This window comes from Bacillus sp. BK450 (assembly GCF_004364885.1).
Taxonomy (GTDB): domain Bacteria; phylum Bacillota; class Bacilli; order Bacillales; family Bacillaceae; genus Bacillus; species Bacillus safensis.
Window position 1 is genome coordinate 272,589 of the sequence record NZ_SOBQ01000001.1, and the last position, 24,825, is coordinate 297,413.

The 24,825-nt window shown below is 42.6% G+C and carries 26 protein-coding genes; 1 reads left to right on the top strand and 25 read right to left on the bottom strand.

Annotated elements, in window-relative coordinates:
* Position 1 precedes the first annotated feature (1 nt).
* The 18 genes from EV579_RS01380 to EV579_RS01465 all read right to left on the bottom strand — a co-directional run bounded on the left by EV579_RS01380 (position 2) and on the right by EV579_RS01465 (position 18,067).
* The gene (locus EV579_RS01380; RefSeq protein ID WP_024424191.1) at positions 2-388 is read right to left on the bottom strand and encodes a YlqD family protein; all 387 of its coding nucleotides are present in this window, start codon (positions 386-388) and stop codon (positions 2-4) included.
* A 103-nt stretch (positions 389-491) separates the two neighbouring features.
* The gene (locus EV579_RS01385) at positions 492-737 is read right to left on the bottom strand and encodes a KH domain-containing protein (RefSeq protein WP_024424192.1); all 246 of its coding nucleotides are present in this window, start codon (positions 735-737) and stop codon (positions 492-494) included.
* On the bottom strand, positions 737-1,009 hold the full coding sequence (rpsP, locus tag EV579_RS01390; RefSeq protein ID WP_008344841.1) for a 30S ribosomal protein S16: 273 nt from the start codon (positions 1,007-1,009) through the stop codon (positions 737-739). The genes EV579_RS01385 and rpsP overlap by 1 nt, the downstream gene beginning before the upstream one ends.
* A gap of 105 nt (positions 1,010-1,114) precedes the next feature.
* On the bottom strand, positions 1,115-2,455 hold the full coding sequence (ffh, locus tag EV579_RS01395) for a signal recognition particle protein (protein WP_024426967.1): 1,341 nt from the start codon (positions 2,453-2,455) through the stop codon (positions 1,115-1,117).
* Positions 2,456-2,468: 13 nt separating this feature from the next.
* Entirely contained in the window at positions 2,469-2,801 is a 333-nt protein-coding gene (locus EV579_RS01400) for a putative DNA-binding protein (RefSeq protein ID WP_012009935.1), read from the bottom strand.
* 143 nt (positions 2,802-2,944) lie between these two features.
* Positions 2,945-3,931, bottom strand: a complete 987-nt coding sequence (gene ftsY / locus EV579_RS01405) for a signal recognition particle-docking protein FtsY (RefSeq protein ID WP_024424194.1) — start codon at positions 3,929-3,931, stop codon at positions 2,945-2,947.
* 21 nt (positions 3,932-3,952) lie between these two features.
* Entirely contained in the window at positions 3,953-7,513 is a 3,561-nt protein-coding gene (gene smc, locus EV579_RS01410) for a chromosome segregation protein SMC (RefSeq protein ID WP_133743826.1), read from the bottom strand.
* Between the two features lie 105 nt (positions 7,514-7,618).
* Positions 7,619-8,362, bottom strand: coding sequence for a ribonuclease III (gene rnc, locus EV579_RS01415; RefSeq protein ID WP_008344850.1), 744 nt, complete (start codon positions 8,360-8,362; stop codon positions 7,619-7,621).
* Between the two features lie 181 nt (positions 8,363-8,543).
* Complete coding sequence (gene acpP, locus EV579_RS01420) at positions 8,544-8,777, bottom strand: acyl carrier protein (RefSeq protein ID WP_003212028.1); 234 nt, start codon at positions 8,775-8,777, stop codon at positions 8,544-8,546.
* Between the two features lie 81 nt (positions 8,778-8,858).
* The gene (gene fabG, locus EV579_RS01425) at positions 8,859-9,602 is read right to left on the bottom strand and encodes a 3-oxoacyl-[acyl-carrier-protein] reductase (RefSeq protein WP_024424196.1); all 744 of its coding nucleotides are present in this window, start codon (positions 9,600-9,602) and stop codon (positions 8,859-8,861) included.
* A complete protein-coding gene (gene fabD, locus EV579_RS01430) occupies positions 9,602-10,546 on the bottom strand; it encodes an ACP S-malonyltransferase (RefSeq protein WP_133743827.1) in 945 nt (314 codons plus the stop codon). Before fabD ends, fabG begins: the two co-directional genes overlap by 1 nt.
* A gap of 16 nt (positions 10,547-10,562) precedes the next feature.
* The gene (gene plsX, locus EV579_RS01435; RefSeq protein ID WP_133743828.1) at positions 10,563-11,561 is read right to left on the bottom strand and encodes a phosphate acyltransferase PlsX; all 999 of its coding nucleotides are present in this window, start codon (positions 11,559-11,561) and stop codon (positions 10,563-10,565) included.
* A 15-nt stretch (positions 11,562-11,576) separates the two neighbouring features.
* Positions 11,577-12,143 carry a transcription factor FapR gene (fapR, locus tag EV579_RS01440; protein ID WP_024424199.1) on the bottom strand — a complete coding sequence of 189 codons (567 nt, stop codon included), beginning with the start codon at positions 12,141-12,143 and terminating at the stop codon, positions 11,577-11,579.
* Positions 12,144-12,255: 112 nt separating this feature from the next.
* Positions 12,256-14,304: an ATP-dependent DNA helicase RecG gene (gene recG, locus EV579_RS01445; protein WP_024426964.1), complete on the bottom strand. Its 2,049-nt coding sequence runs from the start codon at positions 14,302-14,304 to the stop codon at positions 12,256-12,258.
* The gene (sdaAA, locus tag EV579_RS01450; protein ID WP_024424200.1) at positions 14,282-15,184 is read right to left on the bottom strand and encodes an L-serine ammonia-lyase, iron-sulfur-dependent, subunit alpha; all 903 of its coding nucleotides are present in this window, start codon (positions 15,182-15,184) and stop codon (positions 14,282-14,284) included. Before sdaAA ends, recG begins: the two co-directional genes overlap by 23 nt.
* Positions 15,185-15,204: 20 nt before the next feature.
* The gene (gene sdaAB, locus EV579_RS01455) at positions 15,205-15,867 is read right to left on the bottom strand and encodes an L-serine ammonia-lyase, iron-sulfur-dependent subunit beta (RefSeq protein WP_024424201.1); all 663 of its coding nucleotides are present in this window, start codon (positions 15,865-15,867) and stop codon (positions 15,205-15,207) included.
* A 148-nt stretch (positions 15,868-16,015) separates the two neighbouring features.
* Positions 16,016-17,689, bottom strand: a complete 1,674-nt coding sequence (locus EV579_RS01460; RefSeq protein WP_133743829.1) for a DAK2 domain-containing protein — start codon at positions 17,687-17,689, stop codon at positions 16,016-16,018.
* A gap of 15 nt (positions 17,690-17,704) precedes the next feature.
* Positions 17,705-18,067, bottom strand: a complete 363-nt coding sequence (locus tag EV579_RS01465) for an Asp23/Gls24 family envelope stress response protein (protein WP_048239670.1) — start codon at positions 18,065-18,067, stop codon at positions 17,705-17,707.
* Positions 18,068-18,338: 271 nt separating this feature from the next.
* Here EV579_RS01465 and rpmB point away from each other — a divergent pair, with 271 nt between their 5' ends.
* Entirely contained in the window at positions 18,339-18,527 is a 189-nt protein-coding gene (gene rpmB, locus EV579_RS01470) for a 50S ribosomal protein L28 (protein ID WP_003212514.1), read from the top strand.
* A gap of 69 nt (positions 18,528-18,596) precedes the next feature.
* Here the strand turns inward: rpmB and spoVM are convergent, their stop codons facing one another.
* The 7 genes from spoVM to rlmN all read right to left on the bottom strand — a co-directional run bounded on the left by spoVM (position 18,597) and on the right by rlmN (position 24,822).
* The gene (gene spoVM, locus EV579_RS01475; RefSeq protein ID WP_008354550.1) at positions 18,597-18,677 is read right to left on the bottom strand and encodes a stage V sporulation protein SpoVM; all 81 of its coding nucleotides are present in this window, start codon (positions 18,675-18,677) and stop codon (positions 18,597-18,599) included.
* A 71-nt stretch (positions 18,678-18,748) separates the two neighbouring features.
* A complete protein-coding gene (locus tag EV579_RS01480; protein WP_024424203.1) occupies positions 18,749-19,393 on the bottom strand; it encodes a thiamine diphosphokinase in 645 nt (214 codons plus the stop codon).
* A gap of 60 nt (positions 19,394-19,453) precedes the next feature.
* Positions 19,454-20,104: a ribulose-phosphate 3-epimerase gene (rpe, locus tag EV579_RS01485; protein ID WP_133743830.1), complete on the bottom strand. Its 651-nt coding sequence runs from the start codon at positions 20,102-20,104 to the stop codon at positions 19,454-19,456.
* Positions 20,105-20,107: 3 nt separating this feature from the next.
* The gene (gene rsgA / locus EV579_RS01490; RefSeq protein WP_133743831.1) at positions 20,108-21,004 is read right to left on the bottom strand and encodes a ribosome small subunit-dependent GTPase A; all 897 of its coding nucleotides are present in this window, start codon (positions 21,002-21,004) and stop codon (positions 20,108-20,110) included.
* A 12-nt stretch (positions 21,005-21,016) separates the two neighbouring features.
* Positions 21,017-22,972 carry a Stk1 family PASTA domain-containing Ser/Thr kinase gene (gene pknB, locus EV579_RS01495; RefSeq protein ID WP_044330695.1) on the bottom strand — a complete coding sequence of 652 codons (1,956 nt, stop codon included), beginning with the start codon at positions 22,970-22,972 and terminating at the stop codon, positions 21,017-21,019.
* Complete coding sequence (locus tag EV579_RS01500; RefSeq protein WP_133743832.1) at positions 22,966-23,736, bottom strand: Stp1/IreP family PP2C-type Ser/Thr phosphatase; 771 nt, start codon at positions 23,734-23,736, stop codon at positions 22,966-22,968. Before EV579_RS01500 ends, pknB begins: the two co-directional genes overlap by 7 nt.
* 3 nt (positions 23,737-23,739) lie before the next feature.
* The gene (rlmN, locus tag EV579_RS01505; RefSeq protein ID WP_024424208.1) at positions 23,740-24,822 is read right to left on the bottom strand and encodes a dual-specificity RNA methyltransferase RlmN; all 1,083 of its coding nucleotides are present in this window, start codon (positions 24,820-24,822) and stop codon (positions 23,740-23,742) included.
* Positions 24,823-24,825: the final 3 nt, after the last annotated feature.

Here is a 24,825-nt window from a genome sequence, read left to right on the forward strand (position 1 = left end):
ATCACCCCTGACGTATTTCCACAATGGTGCCGTCTTTCACGACGATGACATTATCTTGCATCTTGTCATCCCATTTATCACCTATTTTTACTTCAACCAATGCATCCACTTCTGTTTCTTTCATTTCACTTCCAAGCGGCAAAATATGCAGCTGCTCTACTTGAAAATCAATTTGCCGGATCTTCTCTTGCCTTTTATCGATCGCTTTTTGAAATTGAGGGATGGCTTCTTGCTGATGTGGTTCTTTTTCATGTTTTTTTAGTTGAAAATATAGTTGATTGCATTCACGTTCTAGTCTTTCTTTTTTCTCCAAAAAAGTCGTTAACAGTTTGTCCTTACTGCTTTCAGTTAATACTTGCATCACGGTGACATGTTGAATGATCTGCATCTTCCTTTTTGTCCCCCTATCCGAAGGCATTTGTCCTCTACAGTATAACGAAAAATAGATTTAAACGTGTAAAAAAAGGGGAGGTCCTAAGCCCTCTCCCTTTTTAGTCAGCAATCTCAAGTTGAACTTTCTTAGAAGACTCTGCACTTGCTGCAAAAATGACTGTTCGTATCGCTTTTGCTGTACGTCCCTGCTTTCCGATCACTTTTCCGGTATCTTCAGCATTGACAGACAGTGTGTAAATCACCTGCTCATCTTTTTCTAATGAAGATACGTGAATATCTTCAGGGAAATCAACAAGTGGCTCGACGATGGACACAATCAATTCTTCCAAGGACAGCTCATTCATTATTTGCTGTTTTTCGCATTATGAAATTTTTCAAGAATTCCTTGGCTTGAGAAAAGGTTGCGAACTGTATCAGATGGTTTCGCACCATTTTGAAGCCATTTAAGCGCTAATTCTTCGTTGATTTTCACCTCAGCTGGTGATACCACTGGGTTGTAAGTTCCAACTGTTTCGATGAAACGACCGTCACGTGGTGAACGAGAATCTGCTACAACAATACGATAGAAAGGAGATTTTTTTGCTCCCATACGTTTTAAACGAATTTTTACTGCCATTTTACTAGCACCTCCGAAAATATTTCAACAAGATAGTATATTAACAATGATAAAAGGGTTTGTAAAGTGTTTTTTCTTAACAACGGTTTTATCATGTATAACCAATTACATAAATGGTAATTTAAAGCCCTTTTTCTTTCCTTTGGACATGTTGGTCATTTGCTTCATCATCTTTTTCATTTCATCAAATTGCTTTAAAAGGCGATTGACTTCCTGTACAGATGTTCCGCTTCCTTTTGCAATCCGTTTTCTGCGGCTTGCATTGATGACCTCTGGCTGTTCTTTTTCCTGAGTCGTCATTGATTTAATGATCGCTTCGATGTGATTGAGCTGCTTTTCGTCCACTTGGACGTTTTTGAGCCCTTTCATTTTACCGGCTCCCGGCATCATTTGGATCAGTTCATCAAGCGGACCCATATTCCGAACTTGGCCAAGCTGCTCGAGGAAATCATCGAGCGTGAAGCTCATTGTCCGCATTTTTTGCTCAAGCTCTTTCGCTTTATCTTGGTCGACGTTTGCCTGTGCTTTTTCAATCAGCGTGAGCACATCTCCCATGCCAAGAATTCTTGATGCCATCCGCTCTGGATGGAATGGTTCAATTGCGTCAAGCTTTTCTCCTAGTGCAGCGAATTTAATCGGCGTGTTGGTGACAGCTCGAATAGAAAGTGCTGCACCGCCTCTTGTATCACCGTCTAGTTTTGTTAGAACGACACCCGTTAAACCAAGCTGTTCATTAAAGCTTTTCGCGACATTGACCGCATCTTGACCTGTCATAGAGTCAACAACTAGGAAAATTTCTTCTGGATTCGCTACTTCTTTTACTTTCTGAAGTTCATCCATTAATTCTTCATCGATATGAAGACGTCCTGCTGTATCTAAAATGACATAATCATGGTGTTCTTCTTTCGCTTTTTCAATTGCCTGTTTAGCAATTTCGACAGGGCTGACTTGATCACCTAATGAAAACACCGGCATATCAAGCTGTTTCCCGAGCGTTTGAAGCTGCTGGATCGCTGCTGGTCTGTAAATATCAGCAGCTACCATCATCGGCTTGCGATTATGTTTTTTGCGAAGTAAATTGGCAAGCTTCCCAGTTGTGGTTGTTTTACCTGCCCCTTGAAGACCAACCATCATAATGACGGTCGGAGATTTTTTCGCTACAGCGATCTTACTCTCTTCTCCGCCCATTAATTCAGTGAGTTCTTCTTTTACAACTTTAATGACCTGCTGTCCAGGGGTAAGGCTTTTCATGACCTCTTGTCCAACTGCCCGCTCACTTACTTTTTTCACAAAGTCTTTGACTACTTTAAAATTGACGTCAGCTTCAAGAAGGGCAAGGCGTACCTCGCGCATCATTTCTTTTACATCTTGTTCTGACACTTTTCCTTTGCCGCGGATTTTTGAAATCGTCTGCTGCAGTCGGTCGGCTAATCCTTCAAATGCCATACTGTGCCGCCTCCTAATCTAATTTCTCAAGCGATTCAATTAAAGCTTCTGCTTCTTCTGTTTGCGCAGAATCAGCTACAAGCTCTCTCATTTTTTTGAGAAGTTCTTTACGCTCTTTAAATTTCTTAAACAAGAGCAGCTTTTCTTCATATTGTTCAAGCATCGCTTCAGTCCGTTTAATATTATCATAAACAGCCTGCCTTGATACTTCATATTCATCCGCAATTTCACCGAGGGAAAAATCGTCTAGGTAGTAAAGCGACATGTAGCTCTTTTGCTTTGCGGTCAACAACGATTGATAGAAGTCAAACAAGTAGTTCATTCTCGTTGTTTTTTCAAGCGTCATGGGCTCTCTCCCCTTTGTTAAGTTCATTCCCTTTACATCAACTAAGTTTACACGGTTCTCTTCTGTGTGTCAAGTTTTTATCTTGTCACTTCATGAAGCGGCGTATAAATAAAAATGCCAGCAGTTTCGCCGGCATTTTTTTGTTAGTCTTGTTGATCAATTACGTCTGAGAATAATCCATACACATACGATTCTGCATCAAACTCTTGCAGATCGTCCACCTTTTCACCTAAACCAACAAGCTTCACGGGAATGTTCAGCTCATTTCGAATCGCAAGAACAATTCCGCCTTTTGCAGTACCGTCAAGCTTTGTTAAAGCAATCCCTGTCACATTTGTCGCTTTAGAAAATTCCTTGGCTTGTGCCATCGCGTTTTGACCCGTTGTCGCATCAAGAGCGAGCAATACTTCATGAGGTGCATCTGGAACCTCACGCTCAATGACTCTCTTGACTTTCTCCAGCTCTTTCATCAAGTTGACTTTGTTTTGAAGTCTTCCTGCTGTATCGCAGATGAGGACATCCGCATTTTTCGCTTTTGCTGATTGAACGGCATCATAGATCACCGCTGCTGGATCAGAGCCTGCCGTTTGTTTGACGACAGGGACACCTGAACGCTCTCCCCACACTTCAAGCTGCTCGATCGCACCAGCACGGAACGTATCACCTGCTGCTAAAATGACGGATTTCCCTTCATTTTTCAGCTTGTTTGCAAGCTTGCCGATCGTCGTTGTTTTCCCAACACCGTTGACGCCTACAAATAAAATGATATTCAAACGCCCGTCTTCAATATTCAGTGCAGAGATTTGTTCCTCTCCGCTATTGTAGATATCAACCAGTTTTTCAGAAATGACCGCTTGTACTTCACTTGGGTCTTGAATGTTTCTTAATTTCACTTCTTTTTTCAGCTCATCAATCAGTTCCATCACAGTTGTGAAACCGACATCAGCGCCAATCAGAACCTCTTCCAGCTCTTCAAAAAAGTCTTCGTCGACTTTGCGGTAGCGGGAAATCAGTTCATTTACTTTTCCTTGGAAGGAGTTTCTCGTTTTTTCGAGTCCATCTTTAAACTTTTCTGATACTGAATCAGTTTGCTGCGTAAATTTTTCTTTTAATTTCTTAAAAAAGCTCATTGGTTCAAAAACCTCCTTTAATTACTGGACAAGCTCTTTCGTTTCTTCTAGTTTGACAGATACAAGCTTAGAAACACCTGATTCCTGCATGGTCACGCCGTAGAGCACATCGGCTTCTTCCATTGTTCCCTTGCGGTGCGTAATGACAATGAACTGTGTTTCCTGGCTGTATTTCTTTAAATATTGCGCAAAACGGAGAACATTTGCTTCATCAAGTGCCGCTTCTACCTCATCTAACACGCAGAATGGAACAGGTCTCACTTTTAAAATAGAGAATAGTAAAGCGATCGCTGTTAAGGCTCTCTCTCCGCCTGAAAGAAGGCTTAAGTTTTGCAGTTTTTTCCCTGGCGGCTGCGCGACAATATCAACGCCAGAGTTGAGTAAATCATTTGGATCTGTCAGCTTAAGATCTGCTCTTCCACCGCCAAATAATGCTTGGAAAACAGATTCAAAGTGACCGCGGATTTGAGAGAATGTCTCAGAGAAACGCTTTGTCATCTCTTGATCCATTTCTTCGATGACTTGGAATAATGTATTTTTCGCTTCTGTCAGATCATTTCGCTGTTCTGTTAAGAAGAGATAGCGTTCATTCACACGTTCATACTCGTCAATGCTGCCTAAGTTCACTGTTCCAAGCTCTTCAATCGCTAGTTTGATCAGCTTCACTCGTTTTCTTGCTTCATCTGGCGATAACGTCAACTGATACATCTCTTTTGCTCCTTCAAACGAAAGGGCATATTCTTCGTTCAAATAAGCGATCAGGTTGTCGAGCTCGACTTCCATACGGCCAAGCTTAATCTCTTCATCTTTTAAGCTTGTGGTGAGCTGCTTATACAAACGTTTTTGTTCTTTAAGCTCACGTTCAGCGAATTCTAATGTTTCAGAAAGAGCGAGACGCTGCTTACGACGCTCTGAAATGAGTGCGGTTGTTTTGTTTTTGTTTTCCAGCTTCTCTTTCGCCGCTTCTTCCAGCTGTTCGGCTCCGCTTGAACTAGATGACATTTCATTTGTTAAGAGTGACAGATCTTCTTTTGTTTCCATCAGCGTCTGTTCCGCTTCTTCTAATTCAGCCATTAAGCTCGAAAGCTTTTCTTGTTCATTCGCTAAGGACTGCTCTTTTTTGGCAAGCGAGATTTTCAGCTCTGTTAATTCAGCTGAAATGGTTTCCTTCGTTGAGCTTTGCGTCTGCTTACGCTTTGTTAATGTATTGATTTCTTGATCAAGAGCCGTCAGTTTCTCACCTATAGAGGCTTCTAGAGCGACCTGCTTTTTGTCCTTATCCGCAAGTTCAGTAGAACGCTGCTGCAATTCTTCTTTTTCTTGATCATAGAGTTCAAGATGAGCATTGATATTTTTTTCTGCAACTTGCAGTTCGTATAGCTTCCCTTTGAGATCTTGCTGCTTTTCACGAAGCGTTTCGCCGCGCTGACGCAGTTCGTTTAATTGGCTTTCGTTTACTCCGATCAATTGCTTTGTTTCTTTTGTTTCTTTTTCAAGGATCGTTGTTTTCTCTTCCATTTCAACGAGCTGCTTTGTTAACGTTTCGATCTCCCGGTTTCTTGAAAGAAGAGAGTTGTTCTTTTTCTTTACGCCGCCACCAGTCATTGAACCGCCGGGGTTTACGACATCTCCATCAAGGGTCACGATGCGGTAACGATGTCCAAGCATTTTCGCCAGTTCATTGGCGCCTTTTAAGTCTCTAACGATCAGCACAGTTCCAAGCAAATTCTGAATCACCTTTTGATACTTTTCGTCAAAGGAAACGAGGTGACTCGCGACGCCGATAAATGCAGCATGCTGCTCTGCTGTTTGAACATCTCTGAGCTGAATGGTTCTTTCTTTGATCACGTTCATTGGCAGGAAGGTTGCACGTCCAAAGGAGTGCTGCTTTAAATATCCAATCGCTTGTCTCGCAGCTGCTTCATTTTCTGTAACGACGTGCTGCGTGGCTGCACCCAGCGCAATTTCAATCGCTGTCTCATACTGCTGATCCGTTTGAACCAGCTCTGCAATGGCACCATGAATACCGCCTAACCGTTCTTTTGCCTTTAAGACCTCTTTCACTCCTTGGAAAAAGCCTGAGAAGTCTTCCTGCATGGATTCAAGCATTTCTTTTTTGGATTTTGCCTGCTGAACGTATTGATAGGCTTGGTAAAGAGCCGTTTCTTTTTTCTCGTATTGACGTTTTATTTGCTCAAGCTTTTGTTCTGCTTCTCTAAAGCGTTTGACTTGAGCCAGAATGTCTTCTTCCAGTGCTGAAAGCTGCTGCTCAGCTTCTGTTTTCTTTTCTTTGACAGACACTCGTTCTTCGATATGTTTTTGGTTATTTTGCGTCAGCCGCTCTAGCTGCATCGCTGCTTGGCGCTGCTGTTCTTCTAGTAATTTACGTTCATTTCGGATGGAAGCCTGTTCATTGAGCAGATCAAAATAATCGCTTTTCAGCTGTTCAATTTGACCTTCCACATCTTCACTATGAAGCGACAGTTGATGCTGCTTTGTTTTCACTTCATCTTTTAGCTGGTGCACTTCTTTTTGCAGGCTGTCCCGCGTGATTTTCTGCTGCTCAATCTTTTCGGTTAACAGCGCCTGCTTTTCAGTTAAGCGAACGAGCGTTTCTTCAAGCTGTCCTTGGTTTGCGGCCGCATTTTTTTTCCGTTCTTTTAGCACTTCTTTTTTTCCTTCAAGCTTTTCTAATTCTTCACTTGTGAAAAGAAGAACTTCTTGCAGGTCATTAATTGATTCGTCAAGCGCTTGAATGCGGTCTCTCGACTCTTCAATTTTGGCTTCTTTTGCTTGGATATCTGTAGACTGCTTCATTTCATCTTGTTTGAAGCGCTCGACTGCTTCACCAAGTGTTGTCCATTTTTCATGAAGTGCTTCGATGTCATGGACAGTTAGGGCGATTTCGACATTTTCAAGCTCTTCTTTTTTTTGCAAATAGTCCTTTGCAATGGATGCTTGCATTCTTAATGGTTCTACTTGATCTTCTAGTTCATGCAGAATATCTTCTACTCGGTTTAAGTTGTCCTGCGTTTCAAACAGTTTATTTTCGGCTTTTTTCTTTCTTGTTTTATATTTTAAAACGCCAGCCGCTTCTTCAAAAATACTTCTTCTCTCTTCTGCCTTGCTTGATAGAATTTCCTCTACCTTTCCTTGGCTGATGATTGAAAAAGCTTCCTTTCCAAGACCTGAATCCATGAAAAGATCAATAATATCCTTTAAGCGGACAGATTGATTGTTTATGAGAAATTCACTTTCACCTGAACGATAAACCCTTCTTGTCACACTGACTTCATGAAAATCGATCGGTAAAAAATGATCTTCGTTATCTAACGTTAAAGTCACCTCTGCTAGATTGACTCTTTTTCTTGAGTCACTTCCTGCAAAAATGATATCTTCCATTTTTCCTCCGCGGAGGCTTTTCGCTGATTGTTCTCCAAGTACCCAGCGGATGGCATCGGTAATATTACTTTTGCCGCTTCCGTTTGGTCCAACAACAGCTGTGACCCCTTTAACAAAGTCCACGGTTACTCGCTGTGCAAATGATTTGAATCCTATCACGTCTAAACGTTTGAGGAACATGAGAGTGATCCTCCTTATGTATTTAAAGTACTATCATCTTACCATATGAAGTGAAAAAAGATGATGGAAAACAGAGTGAAATCCCCCTGAATAACGAGGGGGATTTTATTGGTTCATATGATGTTTCTGCAATTTAGCAAGTGCTTCCTGTGCAGCGTGCTGTTCTGCTTCTTTTTTAGAGCGTCCATTTCCAATTCCGAGTACTTCACCTCGAAGGGATACATTTGCTTCAAATTCCCGGTTATGTGCAGGCCCTTTTTCATGCAGGATACGGTATTCAAGCACACCTTTTCCATCGCGCTGCACAAATTCTTGCAGCTGGCTTTTAAAATCCATGACGTGTGAGAACGCTCCATCATTAATTTTCGGATAAACGTACGCTTCTAGGAACCGTTCAACTGGCTCCAGCCCCTGATCTAAATAAAGCGCACCGATAAACGCCTCGAATACGTCCGCTAAGAGTGCTGGGCGTTTTCTGCCACCTGTCATTTCTTCGCCTTTTCCTAGAAGAACAAGGTCTCCGAAGGACAGCTCATGCGCCAGTGATACAAGTGACGGTTCACATACGATCGCCGCTCTTAGTTTCGTTAAATCTCCCTCGCTCATCGCTGGATATTTCGCAAATAAGAATTGAGAGATGGTCAACTCTAAAACAGCATCTCCTAAAAATTCAAGTCTTTCATTATCCTCGTATGGCTTTTTCCGGTGTTCATTCACATAAGAGGAATGGGTAAAGGCTTGATATAGAAGCTTTTCATTTTTAAAGTGTACAGAAATGCGCTGCTGGAATTCTCTAAATTGCTCTAGTTTTTTGCTCTGTTTCTGTTTGTCTTTATATTGTTTTGGCATAGCAACCTCCAGGTAGGCGTAATCGCCTTTAAGGATACTGATTATATGGAGTCTCTCTTTCTACATGCAGGGAAACATTGCTCCCAGCATCTGAAAAAGGCTGACAATTGATCAGCTGAATGTGTTGAAACTAACATAAATTTTCAAAGTCCCGTCGAAAGTAGACGGGACTTTGTTACGCTTATTGCTGGCTATTTATGTAGTTCACAGCGTCACCGACTGTTGCAATTTTTTCAGCATCTTCGTCAGAAATTTCCATATCGAACTCATCTTCAAGTTCCATAACTAGCTCAACTACATCAAGGGAATCAGCGCCTAAATCTTCTTTAAATGAAGCTTCCATTTTCACGTCAGCCTCATCAACGCCAAGGCGGTCTACAATAATTTTTGATACACGCTCTAATACGTCTGCCATTGCCTTTCACCTCCCCTCAAAGTATTATAGTTGAATTGTTTTTAAAAAACTAGAGAAAACCTAATGAAATTTTGATATTTCTTAGGACATGACCATTCCGCCATCTACTTGGATGGTTTGGCCTGTAATATAACCTGCTCCTTCTGAAGCTAAAAAGACAACGACGTTGCTAATATCTTCAGGTGCACCAAAGCGTGCGAGCGGAATTTGCTTGAGCATTTCCGTCTGTACATTTTCATCAAGCTTGTCTGTCATATCTGTTGAAATAAAGCCTGGTGCTACTGCATTAACAGTAATATGACGGGTTGCCAGCTCTTTTGCTGTTGTTTTCGTTAATCCGATGACGCCAGCTTTTGCTGCAACATAGTTTGCTTGTCCAGGGTTTCCACACACACCAACGACTGAAGCCAAATTGATGATTCTTCCGCTTCTTTGCTTCATCATTTGACGTGTCACGGCTTTTGTACAGTTAAAGACACCTTTTAAGTTTATGTTAATGACATCATCCCATTCATTCTCTTTCATTCTCATGAGCAGGTTGTCCTTTGTGATCCCTGCATTATTCACAAGAATGTCAATTGAACCAAAGGTATCAATTGCTTGTTTCATCATGGCTTGTACTTCTTCAGCATTTGAGACATCAGCTTTCACAGCAAATGCCTGCTGGCCGAGTGCTTTGATTTCATCTACGACTTCATTTGCTTTTGCTTCGTTTCCAGAATAGTTCACGACAACATTTGCACCACTTTTCGCTAAATCAATCGCGATGGAACGGCCAATCCCGCGTGATGCTCCTGTTACAACGGCTGTTTTATTTGTAAGCATCAAGAATCCCCCTTGAGTGTTTGAATGGCTGCTTCAATTGTTTCTTGATCTGAAACGGAAATCGTCGTCAGACGGCGATTCACTTTTTTCACAAGACCTGAAAGCACTTTGCCAGGACCAATTTCAATAAATGTTGTCACACCTAAATCAATGAGGCGTTCCACACTTTCTTCAAAACGAACTGGAGAATACAGTTGTTCAATGAGCTTTGTCTCAATTTCATCACGAGAAGTTACGATGTCTGCTGTTACGTTTGAGATGACCGGAGTTTTCGCATCTGCAATGTCCAGCTTTGACAAAACATCTGTAAATTTTTCAGCGGCTGGTTTCATTAATGCAGAATGGAAAGGTCCGCTTACTTCAAGGGCAATTGCACGTTTTGCGCCTTTTTCTTTCGCTTTCTCTGAAGCAAGTTCTACTCCTTTTGCTGTACCTGAGATCACGATTTGACCAGGACAGTTTAAGTTAGCGAGCTCTACAAGGTGACCGCTCTCTGTCACTTCTTTTGTCACTTCTTCAAGTGCCGCTTTGTCTAAGCCAAGAATTGCTGCCATGGCGCCTTCTCCTGCTGGAACAGCTTCATTCATTAATTCTCCGCGCTTTCTGACTGCATAAACAGCATCTTTAAACGAAAGTGCGCCTGCTGCAACGAGGGCAGTGTATTCACCAAGACTGTGTCCTGCTGCATAATCTGCTTTGATTCCGCTCTCTTCAAATTTCTTTAAGATGGCGATACTTGTCGTTAAAAGAGCTGGCTGCGCGTTAAAGGTGAGCGTCAGTTCTTCTGTATCCCCTTCAAAAATCATAGAAGATAAGTCAAACCCGAGGGTACTGTCTGCTTCTTCAAAAACAGCTTTAGATACTGCTTCTTGGTCAAATAAATCTTTTCCCATGCCAATTTTTTGAGAGCCTTGGCCAGGGAATAAAAATGCAATTTTAGTCATGCTGCTTTACCTCCAATTAAGACTCTTTCGTCGTTTCTTTTTGGACTTCTTGATGAATGATAGCTGAAACATCTTTTTCTACAATATCACGCGCCTGACGAATTGCATGGAAAATGGCATTTTCATCAGAAGAGCCGTGCGCTTTAATAACAGGTGCCTTTAAACCAAATAAAGCGGCACCGCCATATTCGGAGTAATCCATTTTAGATTTCATCTGCATCAATTTCGGCTTCATCATGCCTGCTGCTATTTTTGCTGTGAAGCTGGATGTTAAAGTTTCTTTCAGCATTTTAAAAACAGAAAGGGCTGTGCCTTCAATTGTTTTAAGCGCAATATTTCCTGTGAAACCATCTGTGACAACAACGTCAGCAACACCTTCTAATAAGTCACGGGACTCTACATTTCCTACGAAATTCAAGTCGGAAGCTTTTAATAATTCAAAGGTTTTTTTCGTTAAATCGTTGCCTTTTTTATCTTCTGTTCCTACATTTAACAGTCCAACACGCGGATTGCTCTTTGGGAAAACACGCTCTGCGTAGATGGATCCCATCATGGCATATTGCACGAGATGTTCTGGTTTAGCATCAACGTTGGCACCAACATCTAGTAATAAGAAGCCGCTGCCATCCAGTGTTGGCAAAGTTGGGGCAAGGGCTGGTCTGTCAATACCGGCAATTCTGCCTACGATAAACAGTCCCGCTGTCATGAGGGCGCCAGTATTTCCTGCTGAGATGCAGGCATCTGCTCGTCCTTCAGACACTTCCTGCGCCATTTTCACCATAGATGAATCCTTTTTACGTCTGACTGCACGCACTGGTTCATCTGTCGGTTCAATGACTTCTTTTGCATCTAAAATCGTGATGCGGTCGTTGTTTGTTATGTATGGTTTGATTTTGTTTTCATCGCCGACAAGTGTAATCTCGATATCTGAAAATGCTGTTAAGCTTTTTTGCACACCGTCAATAATGGCTTTAGGGGCATGATCTCCCCCCATTGCATCGACTGCAATTCTCATATTACGTGCCACCTTTTACTTTTGTTTTGAGCGATACATGACGAAGTCACCTGAGAAGACAACTTCCTCACCAACATAGCTGTTTACTTCAACTACGGTTCTTCCTTTTTCTTTATCATGTGAGGCTACTTTGGCTTTAGAAACGACTCTTTCGCCTTGTTTCACCTGCCTTGTAAACCTGATATTCGCTTTTGCTGTCAAAGCCAGTTCATCGTCAATGACGGCAACTGCCAGCGAATTTGCCTGGGCGAAGAGATGATGTCCCCTGGCAATTTGGTTTCGGCTGAATACATGCTCTTTTCTCACTTCTAAAATGGAAATGGCTTGATCATCAAGCTCTACATCAATCATTTCTCCAATCACTTCATCCAGTGGAAGTGACTTTACTTCATCCTCTAATGTCTTTTCGGCCACATGCTTAATTCTTTCGCGTAATTCAGGGATCGACAGCTCTAAACGATCAAGACGAACCGTTTGTATGCTGACACCGAATTTACTTGCCAATTCTTCATCAGTAATGAATGGAGTCGAGCTGATCGTTTGCTGGAGAAGCTTTTGACGTTCTTTTTTATTTAGTTTCATATGCAGACACCATCCGTACATTTATGACTAGGTACTAATAGTAGTATATAATCTCATAGATGATAAATCAATCCTTGTTTCAAAAAGACAAGAAAATTCCTCCAGCGTTTGATCAGCTTAATTTATCTCCACCCAGCACACCGCTGTCTATCAGCGTTTGCCGGAGTTCTTTGTATTCGGGATCAGTCCAAAAGGCGTCCGATTGGACAAGATCTGCTGCATCTTTTCTAGCCGTTTCCAGCGCTCTATAGTCGTGAACCATATCTGCTACCTTAAATTCTGGCATCCCGCTTTGTTTTTTACCGAAGAAATCGCCGGGTCCTCTTAGTTCTAAGTCCTTTTCAGACAGCTCAAAGCCATCGGTTGTTTCGGACATGATCCGCATCCGCTCTTTCCCCGTTTCTGACTTCGGATCAGCCATTAAAATACAAAATGATTGATGCTCTCCTCGTCCGACCCGGCCTCTTAACTGATGAAGCTGAGACAGTCCGAAACGGTCTGCATCATAAATGACCATGATGGTTGCATTCGGCACGTTGACCCCGACTTCAACAACTGTGGTTGAAACGAGAATTTGCACTTCATTTGCGGTAAAGGCTCTCATGACCTGATCTTTTTCATCACTCGCCAGCTTCCCGTGCATTAAGCCGATTGACCACTTGCCGCGGTATGCCTCAGTGAGCATGCTATGGACATCAAGCGCATTTTGCACATCAAGCTTGTCTGATTCTTCAATGAGCGGACAAATGATATATGCCTGTCTGCCTTTTCTCAGCTCTTTATCCACAAATGCAAGAATTCTCTCAAGCATGTCATGCTTCACCCAATACGTTTCGATTTGTTTTCTGCCAGCTGGCAATTCATCAATGACGGATACGTCCATTTCTCCAAAGACAGTGATCGCAAGTGTTCGCGGAATAGGTGTGGCCGTCATAAACAAGACATCTGGGTCCTGCCCTTTACTTCGCAGTTTTTTCCGCTGCTCTACGCCAAACCGGTGCTGTTCATCTGTGATGACAAGACCGAGCTGCTGAAATTCGACTTCGTCTTGAATGAGGGCGTGCGTGCCGACTAATATGTCAATCTCGCCTTCTTTTAAACGTTCAAGCAATTCTCTGCGTCTTTTTCCTTTCACAGAGCTTGTCAAAAGGGCGATATTCAGCCCCCATTTTTCAAACAGCTGGTAAAGTGAATCGGCATGCTGCTCTGCCAAAATTTCTGTTGGGACCATTAATGCACCTTGAAAACCTGATAAATGAGCGGCATAAAGCGCAATGGCTGCAACAGCTGTTTTCCCTGAACCTACATCTCCTTGAAGCAGCCGGTTCATTCGATATGGAGACGCCATGTCCGACATGATTTCATCAAGTACTCTTGATTGTGCCTTCGTCAGCGGAAATGGCAGGCTGTTAACAAACTCAAAAACAGCCTCTTTGGAAAACGGATGCTGGATGCCTGATGTTCTCTCTCGTTCTTTCTTTCTAATCGCCTGCATCTTCAGCTGAAAAATGAGAAATTCCTCGTACACAAAACGGCGTCTTGCTTGCTTGAGCGAGTCCCTTGTTTCTGGAAGATGAATGGCTTTTAATGCTTCCTGATAGGACATGAGTTTATAGGCAGAGACAAGCTGCTTTGGCAATGGATCTTCAGCTTTGTCTGCATAAAGTGACAAGGCCTGCTTTACAAAGCGCCTCATCATTTTCACGGTCACATTTTCTTTTACTGAATAAACGGGCTCTATACTGCCATCTTGCTCGTGCGTCCCTTTTTTAAATTCCTGCACCATGATAGATTGACGGTTTTTATCCCATTTTCCTGTAACGGAAACTGTATCACCTAACACAAGGCTTCGTTTTAAATATGGGCGATTGAAACAAATCGCTGTAATGAGAAAACGCCCGACAAGCAGCCTGAATGTCAGCCTGCTTCGTTTTTTTCCATAATAGGTGAGAACGGGCTCACTATGTACTTTTCCTTCAACTGTGACACGTTCGTCATGCTTGACTTCTTCTAAGTTACGAAGCTCATAGTCGTCATATCGATAAGGAAAGTAGCCAAGTAAATCGGCTACTGTGTAGATTCCAAGTTCATTGAGTGTTTTTTCGGTTTCCTCTCCAATCCCCTTCAGGACAGAGACATTATCTTGCAGTTTCTGTATCACGAGATGAGGTCACACCTCCGAAAATCTTCTTTTCAAGCTCTCTTGCTGTCGGTGTCGCAGCGAGACCGCCTTGTGCAGTTTCGCGAAGAGCTGTTGGCATCGTTTGACCGATTTTGTACATCGCATCAATGACTTCATCACAAGGAATGCGGCTTGTGATGCCAGCAAGAGCCATGTCTGCTGCGATCATGGCGTTAGATGCACCCATTGCGTTTCGTTTCACGCAAGGTACCTCGACAAGTCCCGCTACTGGATCGCAAACAAGTCCAAGCATATTTTTCAGTGTAATCGCCATTGCTTCTGCAGATTGCTGCGGTGTACCGCCTGCCATCTCGACAATCGCTGCTGCCGCCATACCTGATGCAGAACCTACCTCTGCCTGACAGCCGCCTGCTGCACCGGAAATGCTCGCGTTATTCGCCACAACAAAACCAAATGCGCCAGAAGTAAATAGAAATCTGACCATTTGTTCCTTTGTTGGCTTTAATGTTTCTTTTACTGCAAATAACGTACCTGGTACAACACCTGCTGAGCCTGCTGTAGGCGTGGCACAAATGGTTCCCATTGCGGCATTGACTTCATTTGTTGCAACTGCTTTACTGACAGCATCTAATATCGTATGACCAGACAGCGTTTTGCCTGATGCGATATAGGCTTGAAGTTTGACCGCATCTCCGCCTGTTAACCCTGATAATGATTTCACACCCTTCAGCCCGTTTTCAACGGCCTGCTCCATCACTTCTAGGTTGCGGTACATCTGGGAGAAAATTTCTTCACGTGACTTCCCTGTCACTTCCATTTCTTGCACAATCATAATTTCTGAAATGGAGGTATTCCGTTCTTCTGTTAGCTGCACGAGTTCTTTGACGTTTTTAAACATCATTCATAACCTCCTTGTTGTTACTCTGCAATTTGTGTGACTTGAATAATGTTTGGCAGCGTTTCAAGCTCTGATAGGACAGCTGGGTCAATATTTTGATCCACTTCAATGGTCATCAGTGCCTCTTGCCCGACATCTTTACGCGCCACTTCCATATGACCGATGTTGATGGCGAATTTCGCTAGGACATTAGCAACTGCCGCAATCGTCCCGTAGCGATCGTTATGAACCACAAGAATGGCAGGGTGATTCCCTGAAAGCCTGAGCTCAAAGCCATTTAATTCTGTGATTTCAATTTTACCTCCGCCGATGGAAATCCCGATTAGTTCAAGGCTTCCGTTCGCATCTGAAATCTCTACTTTTGCTGTATTCGGATGCGCCGGCACCGCCTCTTCTTCTTTAAATTCAATGTCGATCTCTTTGCTTTTTGCAATATCGATCGCTGTTTTGATTCGTTCATCAAATGTATCAAAGTCAAGAACACCGCCAATAATGGCGACATCTGTACCGTGTCCTTTATACGTATCTTTAAAAGAACCATAAAATGAAACGACAATTCGTTTCGGTTCTCTTCCAAATAAGCTGCGAGCTACTCTCCCTATACGAGCCGCACCCGCTGTGTGCGAACTTGATGGCCCAATCATGACAGGTCCAATAATATCAAACACACTTCTAAATTTCATAGGTCTTCCCCTCTCATCACCACTCGCGTATGGTTTGGTTCTTTCTTTAGACTAATGGATTCATTCGTTTCCCGCAACTCATTTCACCGTGGAATGGCTAGTAAAAAATTGCAAAAGAAGAAGAAGGGCTTTATTTGCCCTTCTTTCGTTATTCAACCGCCAAAATATATGAATAAAGCGGCTGTTTTCCATCGTGGACTTCAACTTCTACATCTTCAAATGTTTCTTCAATAAAGGCTTGCAGTGCATCCAGCTCATCAGATGGTGCATCTTCCCCTTTAATGATGGTGACGATCTCATCATCTTCTGACACCATTTTGGTGAGAAGTTCTTTTGCTGCATCTAATTGATTTTTCGCTGTTAACGTGATTTTTCCGTTGAACAGACCCATATAGTCACCTTTGGCAATGTCGATGCCATCAATTTGAGTATCTCTCACTGCAAAGGTAATTTGCCCGCTTTTCACATGGTCGATCGCTTCTAGCATCGCTCTTTCGTTGTCTTCATTTGAAGCTGCTTCATTGAGAGAAAGAAGTGCCGACATTCCTTGAGGAACGGTCTTCGTTGGAATGACAACGACCTCACGGTTTGAGACAGTTGCCGCCTGTTTAGCTGCCATGACAATATTAGAATTATTAGGTAAGATAAAGACGGTTTCGGCATGTACGCTTTCTATTGCTGTGACAATGTCTTCTGTGCTCGGATTCATCGTCTGCCCGCCTTCAATGACGACGGAAGCTCCGATGCTTTTGAACAAGTCAGCAATTCCTTCTCCCATTGCGACACTGACGACGCCAAAGCGCTGTTTTTCAGCAGCAGGTGCTTTTGGTGCAGCAGGTGCGTGTTCTCTTTCTTCGTTCACGATTGAGCTATGCTGCTCTCTCATGTTTTCTATTTTCATATTAATTAAGCTGCCGTAGCGCTGTGCATAGGATAAGACATCTCCTGGCTGCTCTGCATGAATATGAACTTTCGCCAGTGTATCGTCAGACACCACAAGAAGTGAATCTCCGAATTCACTTAAGTCTTGTCTGAAGGCATTCTCATCAAAGGACTGTTTGTCTTCTTCAAATTTCACCATAAATTCAGTACAGTAGCCAAATTCGATATCTTCTGTGTTCATATGGCTTTGCGCACTTTTATGATGCTCTGCACTAACGAGTTCTTTTAGCGTAGGTAAAGAAGCCGCTTTAGGAGGAAGCTTTTCTCCTCTTAATGAAGCAAGGAAACCTTCATATACGCATAGAAGTCCTTTACCTCCACTATCGACAACACCCACTTCTTTTAAGACAGGAAGCAGATCTGGCGTTCGATCAAGTGATGCTCTTGCTTCCTCAATCGTTAACTCTAGAACGCGGTCAATTTGATCCTCTGCTGCGGAAACAGCAACCGCTTTCTTTGCTGCATCCTTTGCAACTGTTAAGATCGTTCCTTCAATCGGTTTCATCACGGCTTTATATGCTGTATCAACACCCGCCTGTAAGGCAAGAGCAAATTCTTTTGCATCAATCGTTTCTTTTTGTTCAATATGTTTACTGAAACCTCTAAAGAGCTGTGACAGGATCACGCCAGAGTTTCCTCTTGCGCCCATCAATAACCCTTTTGACAGGGCCACGCCGACCTTCCCAATATGATCGGTATTTGTTTCTTCAACTGCTTTTGCCCCTGAAGTCATCGACAAATTCATATTTGTCCCCGTGTCTCCATCTGGCACTGGAAAAACATTTAACGCATCAACAATTTGTGCGTTTTGAGAAAGATGGTGAGCACCTGCAAGAATCATTTTTGCAAATGAGCGGCCATCAAGATTTCTAATAGACAATATATTTCCTCCTTACTACGGGTTCGTAACTTTTACTCCTTGTACATAAATGTTGACCGAGTCAACAGAAAGTCCAATTGTGTGAGAAATCGTGTATTTGACTTTCGTTTGAACATTATGTGCGACTTCTGATATTTTTGTACCGTAGCTGACGATGATGTACATATCAATATGAATGCGGTCTTCTTTTTGACGCACAAGAACACCCCGGCTGAAGTTCTCTTTGCGGAGAATATCCGTCAAGCCGTCCTTGATTTGATTTTTGGACGCCATGCCAACAATACCATAGCAATCGATCGCAGCGCCTCCTGCCACCATTGCAATGACTTCATTTGATATATCAATTTGTCCGTATTTCGTTCTAAGTTCAATGGACACATTGGTTCCCCCTTTTTGAGAAATTGCCCTGAGTTATCACTATTTTACTATAAGACCCTTCTTTTTAAAAGAAATCATTCAATCCGACCCAATCCTACTTATACTATAGCCTTGATTTTTTATCAAGATGTCAAGGTATTTTTCTTGAAAGAGGAGTAAACAATCCTTGCAAACCCCTTGAAGCTGTGGTAAATTATTAAAGTATCTTGAGGCATCTCTAAGTACGTATATGAAGAATATGATGATGTTTTCGCAGTTAGGAGGGAAACAAATGGCACGTAAATGCGTTATTACAGGCAGAAAAACAAAAGCTGGGAACAACCGTTCTCACGCAATGAACTCTACAAAACGTACATGGGGCGCGAACCTTCAAAAAGTTCGTATTCTAGTGGACGGTAAGCCTAAAAGAGTATATGTATCAGCTCGAGCTTTGAAATCTGGTAAAGTTGAGCGTGTATAAGCAAGAGTAAACGCCTGCTACAATAAACTGTAGCAGGCGTTTTTATGTGGAAATAAAGGAGATTACTCATTAATCTTTTTTAAATGAACCAAGCATCGCACGGACAATGCCGCCAAGAAATCTAGGCAGTTTGATTGTATAAAATTTCATTTTGTCCCCCTCCTAAAAGTACCGCTTGCAGCACAATTGAGCTTAATCAGCCATCCACATTGATAGGTTGGTCAATCTTTGCTTCTTACCATTATTAATATGCCTTCATGAAAAGAAAAAGTACCATTTGAGTGGATGAGTTCGTTACTAATACATAGTGTGGAACCAGGCTCAATATGACAATTTTTCAGAGGATATTTGAAACCTTTTAATGTCAGCTTTTCAACCGATGTACCAAAGGGCAGAAACGACACATATTTTTTATCAGGGTCTTCTTTTATTTCGTATGTACCAGGTCCAAACATTTGAATGATATTTTGCTTATCTACAAGAGTGATGTTCTGCTTGTGCTGAATGCCTTGATATAGAAGGTGAATATTTCCTAGAAAGTGATCAGCCCTTCCTCCTGTAATGCCGTAGATGTGAATATGCGCTGGGTGCTGGCGCATGGCCCAGTTCAGCGCAAGCTCTAAATCGGTTTCATCCTTTTCAGCCTGAAATACATTCAAGGCAGGCAATTTCTTTTTCAGCTCACAAAGCTCTTCTTCTGTCACACTGTCAAAATCACCAAAAGCCTTGGCAGGCATGATACCGTGCTCTAGTAAAAAAAGCGTCCCCCGGTCTACACCGACCCAGAGAATATCGTCCTGTGATGCTTCCTGTTCAAGGGGCGGGATGTATTCAAAAGGACCGCCGGCTACGATATGTATGTGCATGATATACGCTCCTCTCCATGTAAAAAGAACCAAAGATCAGAGTGACTTTGGTTCCTTTTTTTACGCTTCTCGAATGGCCTTAATGGCTGCTGCGCGGTTGTTTTTACCGTATACCGCTGAGCCGGCCACAAGTAAGTTAGCGCCCGCCTCTTTACAGCTCTTTGCAGTCTCTACATTGACACCGCCGTCTATTTCTATGAGTAAGTCTGATAAGCCCTTTTGTTCGCTAAGGGTCTTCACTTCTTTTACCTTCGTGAGGACAGAGGGAATGAACGCCTGTCCGCCAAAACCAGGATTCACCGTCATGAATAAGACAAGGTCTACATCCTCTAATACATGCTCAATCTGAGAAACAGGAGTGTGCGGGTTCAAGACGACACCTGCTTTTACACCTTGTTCTTTTATGTGCTGTATCGTGCGGTGCAAGTGCGGACAAGCTTCTACATGGACAGAAATAATATCAGCACCTGCTTTTGCGAATGCAGGAATATACCGGTCTGGCTGCTCAATCATTAAGTGAACATCGAGCGGCAGCTTTGTATGCGGTCTGATTGCTTCCACAACATTCGGACCAAATGTAATATTCGGTACAAAATGGCCGTCCATCACGTCGATATGAATGTAATCCGCTCCGCCTTGTTCCACATCACGGATATCTTTCTCCAAATTGGCGAAATCTGCTGATAAAATGGAAGGGGCAATATAAACCATGAGTTAGTACCTCGGCTTTCTGTCTTTGATTTCAGTTAAAAACTCTAAATAATGCTGATAGCGATACGCTCTGATTTGCTCTTGTTCGACCGCGCCTTTTACCGCACAGCCAGGCTCTTTCACGTGCAGACAGCCTCTAAACTTACAATCTGCACTCCGCTCTTTGATTTCTAAAAAGTAAAGGCCTAAATCTTCCGCTTCGATGCCGGTAAATTCGAGCGAGCTAAAGCCAGGTGTATCTGCAACGAGCCCTTCTGCTGTACGAATGAGTTCGACATGTCTTGTCGTATGCTTCCCCCTTCCAAGATGAGAGGAAATATCATTGGTTTTCAGCGCCAAATCAGGACTCATCGCATTTAAAAGGGAGGACTTACCTACACCAGACTGACCGGCAAATACAGTGATTTTATTGTGAAAATGCGGGGTCAGCTTTTCAATTCCGTCTCCCTCGATCGTGGATGTTACATGAACATCATATCCAATTTGCCGATAGTCCTCTGCATAGCCTTGAATACTTTCACGCTCTTCATCTGTTTTCAATAAGTCCATTTTTGTGATACAGATAATCGGCTTAATATCATTTGCTTCCACCAGCACTAGAAATCTGTCTAAAAGCGATGTGCTAAAGGTCGGTTCTGTCGCAGAGAAAACGAGCACCGCTTGATCGACGTTACTAATAGGCGGACGAACAAGTTCGTTTGTCCGCTCTTTTACTTCTAATAAATAGCCTTCTTTATCGTTATCCGCTTGATATACGACATAATCTCCAACTAGAGGTGTGATTTTGTTTTTTCGAAAAATGCCTCTCGCTCTGCACTGAATCACTTTTCCACTTTCTAGAGACTCATCGAGCACATAATAAAATCCGCTTAATGCTTTAATAATTTTGCCCTCAGGCATAAAGTCCCTCCTTTATTCATCGTCAGGGTATTCGATTGTTTTAGAGCTTACGACTTTATCATCAACCGTCACTTGATAGTATCCTTTTTGACCTGGTTCAATCTTAAATTTAATGGTCCGTTCAGTTGGTGCAGTGATGTTAAAGGTTTCATATGAATCAGAAATGCTATGCTCAGCATCGTCAATGGAAATCTGAACGGTCATCTCTTGCCCTTCAGTGACTGGCTCATACGGGATGGCAATCTTCTCAGTAACCGTTTTAGCCGGTTTTTTCTTCGGTCCGAGTGAGAAGGTGATCTTAACCGTATCCCCTGGTTTCACAGCAGTACCTGCTCCTGGCTCCTGCTTCATGACCTCACCTTTTGGTACATCATCAGAATACGCTTCTTTTTCATCAAGCTTTAATCCGTTATCCTCTAAATAATTCGATGCAGCCTGTTTACTATATGTCGTTAAATCCCGCAAAGTAATATCGGCAGGACCTATGCTGACCGTCAACGTCACTTCTTCATCTGCTGCCACAAGCTCAGTACTCGCTGAAGGTTTCTGTTCCATGACAATCCCAGATTCGGTGTCATTATCATTTACTTCCTCCACAACAACTTGCTTAAACCCTTTTTTCTCTAATAATTCTTTTGCTTTATCGACCTTTTCACCTGTTACATCAGGTAATTCGGTCTTTTCCTTGCCCGAACTTTGGTAAAGCTGAATCTCGGTGCCTTCTTTTACCTTTGTGCCGATTTTCGGGTCTGTTTTGACGACAAGCCCTTTTTCAATTTTCTCATCAGCGATCTCTATTGGTTCAGAGGCGACGGTAAAGCCGGCTTTCTTCAAGGTGTCCTCTGCTTTTTCAATCGTCATGCCAGATACATCAGAGACCTCAACATCTTTTGGAAAGAGCAGTCCGGGAAACACAGTGATGGCTAAAATGGTCGCAGCAGTTAGAATAAACAGGATGGATGCCACAACCCATGGCCATTTTTTTCGTTTCTTTTTCGGCTTTTGTTTCTCTTTTTTCTTCGGTTTTTGCACCGGATGGACAGCTGTTTTTTCATTGTCTTCATCGACTTGATGATCTTGAATGATTGGGATCGCTTTCGTTGCTTCATGATCCTCTTCAATGACAAAGCGTTTTTCTTTTAGTCTTGAAGGGTCGAAAGCAGTTTGCAGATCTTTTTGCATTTCAGATGCATCTTCATATCGATAAAATGGATCTTTGGCCATTGCCTTTAAAATGATGTTTTCCACGCTTTGTGGAACAGAAGGATTCCACCTTCTTACAGATGGCGGCTCTGATTGCAAATGCTTCAGCGCAACACTGACAGCTGATTCCCCTTCAAATGGCATGCGTCCAGAAATGAGTTCATAGAGCACAATGCCAAGTGAATAGATGTCTGACTTTTTCGTCGCAAGACCTCCGCGGGCTTGCTCTGGAGACAAATAGTGCACGGATCCTAGAACCGAATTTGTGTGGGTGATGGTCGCTGAGCTGAGTGCAATGGCAATCCCAAAATCAGTGACTTTAATATTCCCCATGTTGTCTATTAATATATTGTGAGGCTTAATGTCCCTGTGGACGAGCTGCTTTGCATGGGCTTCTTCCATTGCCGCAACCACTTGCTCCATAATGCGAACGGCTTCTTTCGGATGAAGCGGGCCATTGGCATGTATGTATTCTTTCAGCGTCATCCCCTCGACATATTCCATGACAATATAATAAATGTCATCTTCTTCCCCTACATCGTAGATGCTGACAATATTTGAATGATCTAAACTTGCGGCTGATTGCGCCTCACGCCGGAAACGTCTAATAAAATCATCATCGCTTGCAAAGTCAAAGCGCAAAATTTTAATCGCGACTTCGCGATCTAAAATCATATCCTCCGCCAAATAAACGTTTGCCATTCCGCCTCCGCCTATGACGCGAAGAATCTGATAACGGCCGCTGATCCGTTTTCCGATCAACACTTGCTGTCACCCTCCTCTGGCTGGGAGGAGATTTCTAACAATACTGCTGTAATGTTATCTTCACCGCCGTTGTCATTCGCTGTTTGGATTAATGCTGTTACTTTTTCATCTGGTGCGGTCGTTTGGTTTAAAATATGAATCAAATTCTCTTCTTCTACTTTATTTGATAAACCATCTGAGCAAAGCAGGATTTGATCTCCTGGGTCCACTTCAAAGGTATGTGCATCGATTTGAACGTGTTTATCTGTTCCTAATGCTTTCGTAAGCACATTTTTTCTTGGATGATATTCTGCATCCTCTTTAGAAATTTCACCTGTTTTCACAAGCTCATTTACAAGTGAATGGTCATCTGTTAGCTGGGTCAATGCTCCTTCTCTTAGCAAGTAGCAGCGGCTGTCTCCAATATGGGCAATTGTGACCGTTTGCAAATGAACGAGCGCACAAACAATGGTTGTCCCCATTCCTTGGCACTCCTCATTGTTTTTCGCATGTTCATATACTTGATCATTAATGTCACTAATTTTTGAGATTAACCAGCTTTCTTGCTCTGCTGGTTTTGCTGGAATTGAAGATGTTTCTTCCCAGTATTCTTTTAAAGAAGAGACGGCCATCCTGCTGGCGACATCACCAGCAAGATGACCTCCCATTCCATCTGCTACAACAGCTAGAAGGGTATCTTCTTTTGCTTCAAAAATACCTGCATCATCTTCATTATGCTGACGGACTTTTCCTGTATCGGTTAGAAAGGCTGCCCTTATCAACATTCGTCACCTCGTCTCTTCCTGACGCTCCTTCGCTCTTAGCTGACCGCAAGCAGCATCAATATCATGGCCTTGCTCTCGTCTAATCGTTACGTTTACGCCGCGTTCTTTCAGCGTTTTTTCAAATAGGAAGATTTGTTCTCTCGGTGTTCTTACATAATCCCTTTCCGGTACATAGTTCACCGGAATGAGGTTCACGTGGCACTTGATTCCTTTTAATAAGTCTGCAAGCTCTTCTGCATGATGAACTTGATCATTTACTCCGCCAAACAGGCCGTATTCAAAGCTGACACGTCTACCCGTTTTTTGAATGTAGTATTCAATGGCTTCCATTAATTTTGGCAGCTTATATGCTTTATTGATCGGCATCAGACGGCTTCTGATCTCTGTGTTCGGTGCATGCAGAGAGACAGCAAAATTGATTTGCATTTGCTCATCAGCGAATTGATAGATCTTTGGAATGATTCCGCTTGTCGACACTGTAATATGACGCGCGCCAATGTTTAAGCCGTTGTCATGGTTGATGATTTTAAGGAAGGCAAGCATTTCGTCAAAGTTATCAAACGGTTCGCCAATTCCCATGATGACAACCGAGCTGACTCTCTCATCTGTTTCGTCAAGTGCCTGCTGCACTTTCAATACTTGAGCAACGATTTCTCCTGCTTCAAGGTTTCGTTTTAACCCGCCAAGTGTAGATGCACAGAATGTACAGCCGATTCGGCAGCCAACCTGAGTTGTGACACAGACAGAGTTGCCGTATTCGTGGCGCATCAGTACTGTTTCAATCGTATAGCCATCATGTAATTCAAATAAAAACTTGATCGTTCCGTCTTGAGACGTTTGTTTGATCACAGTTTTTAATGTGGTGATCGCAAATTGATTTTTTAATTTTTCTCTTAAATCCTTTGAAAGGTTAGACATATCGTCAAAGGATGTCACACGTTTCTCATAAAGCCACTCGAAAATTTGGGCTGCGCGGAAAGGCTTTTCGCCTTGTTCTTTTAACCATTCTTTCATTTCGTGAAGCTCAAATGAGTAGATCGACGGCATTTCTGTCTTCAGTTCTTTTCTTACTTTTTGTTCTGTCATTTT

Coding starts and splice junctions, on each gene's coding strand:
- EV579_RS01380 (WP_024424191.1), bottom strand. CDS start 388: ATGCAGATCATTCAACATGTCACCGTGATGCAAGTATTAACTGAAAGC.
- sdaAB (WP_024424201.1), bottom strand. CDS start 15,867: ATGAAATTTAGAAGTGTGTTTGATATTATTGGACCTGTCATGATTGGG.
- rpsP (WP_008344841.1), bottom strand. CDS start 1,009: ATGGCAGTAAAAATTCGTTTAAAACGTATGGGAGCAAAAAAATCTCCT.
- rnc (WP_008344850.1), bottom strand. CDS start 8,362: ATGCCAAAACAATATAAAGACAAACAGAAACAGAGCAAAAAACTAGAG.
- sdaAA (WP_024424200.1), bottom strand. CDS start 15,184: ATGTTTAAAAACGTCAAAGAACTCGTGCAGCTAACAGAAGAACGGAAT.
- fabD (WP_133743827.1), bottom strand. CDS start 10,546: ATGACTAAAATTGCATTTTTATTCCCTGGCCAAGGCTCTCAAAAAATT.
- ffh (WP_024426967.1), bottom strand. CDS start 2,455: ATGGCATTTGAAGGATTAGCCGACCGACTGCAGCAGACGATTTCAAAA.
- rsgA (WP_133743831.1), bottom strand. CDS start 21,004: ATGCCTGAGGGCAAAATTATTAAAGCATTAAGCGGATTTTATTATGTG.
- fabG (WP_024424196.1), bottom strand. CDS start 9,602: ATGCTTACAAATAAAACAGCCGTTGTAACAGGAGCATCACGCGGGATT.
- plsX (WP_133743828.1), bottom strand. CDS start 11,561: ATGAGAATTGCAGTCGATGCAATGGGGGGAGATCATGCCCCTAAAGCC.
- rpe (WP_133743830.1), bottom strand. CDS start 20,104: ATGGTTTATATTGCCCCTTCCATTTTATCAGCAGATTTCGCCAATTTG.
- EV579_RS01400 (WP_012009935.1), bottom strand. CDS start 2,801: ATGACGCTTGAAAAAACAACGAGAATGAACTACTTGTTTGACTTCTAT.
- EV579_RS01500 (WP_133743832.1), bottom strand. CDS start 23,736: ATGTTGATAAGGGCAGCCTTTCTAACCGATACAGGAAAAGTCCGTCAG.
- EV579_RS01385 (WP_024424192.1), bottom strand. CDS start 737: ATGAATGAGCTGTCCTTGGAAGAATTGATTGTGTCCATCGTCGAGCCA.
- EV579_RS01480 (WP_024424203.1), bottom strand. CDS start 19,393: ATGCACATACATATCGTAGCCGGCGGTCCTTTTGAATACATCCCGCCC.
- spoVM (WP_008354550.1), bottom strand. CDS start 18,677: ATGAAATTTTATACAATCAAACTGCCTAGATTTCTTGGCGGCATTGTC.
- rpmB (WP_003212514.1), top strand. CDS start 18,339: ATGGCACGTAAATGCGTTATTACAGGCAGAAAAACAAAAGCTGGGAAC.
- rlmN (WP_024424208.1), bottom strand. CDS start 24,822: ATGACAGAACAAAAAGTAAGAAAAGAACTGAAGACAGAAATGCCGTCG.
- smc (WP_133743826.1), bottom strand. CDS start 7,513: ATGTTCCTCAAACGTTTAGACGTGATAGGATTCAAATCATTTGCACAG.
- acpP (WP_003212028.1), bottom strand. CDS start 8,777: ATGGCAGACGTATTAGAGCGTGTATCAAAAATTATTGTAGACCGCCTT.
- fapR (WP_024424199.1), bottom strand. CDS start 12,143: ATGAAACTAAATAAAAAAGAACGTCAAAAGCTTCTCCAGCAAACGATC.
- ftsY (WP_024424194.1), bottom strand. CDS start 3,931: ATGAGCTTTTTTAAGAAATTAAAAGAAAAATTTACGCAGCAAACTGAT.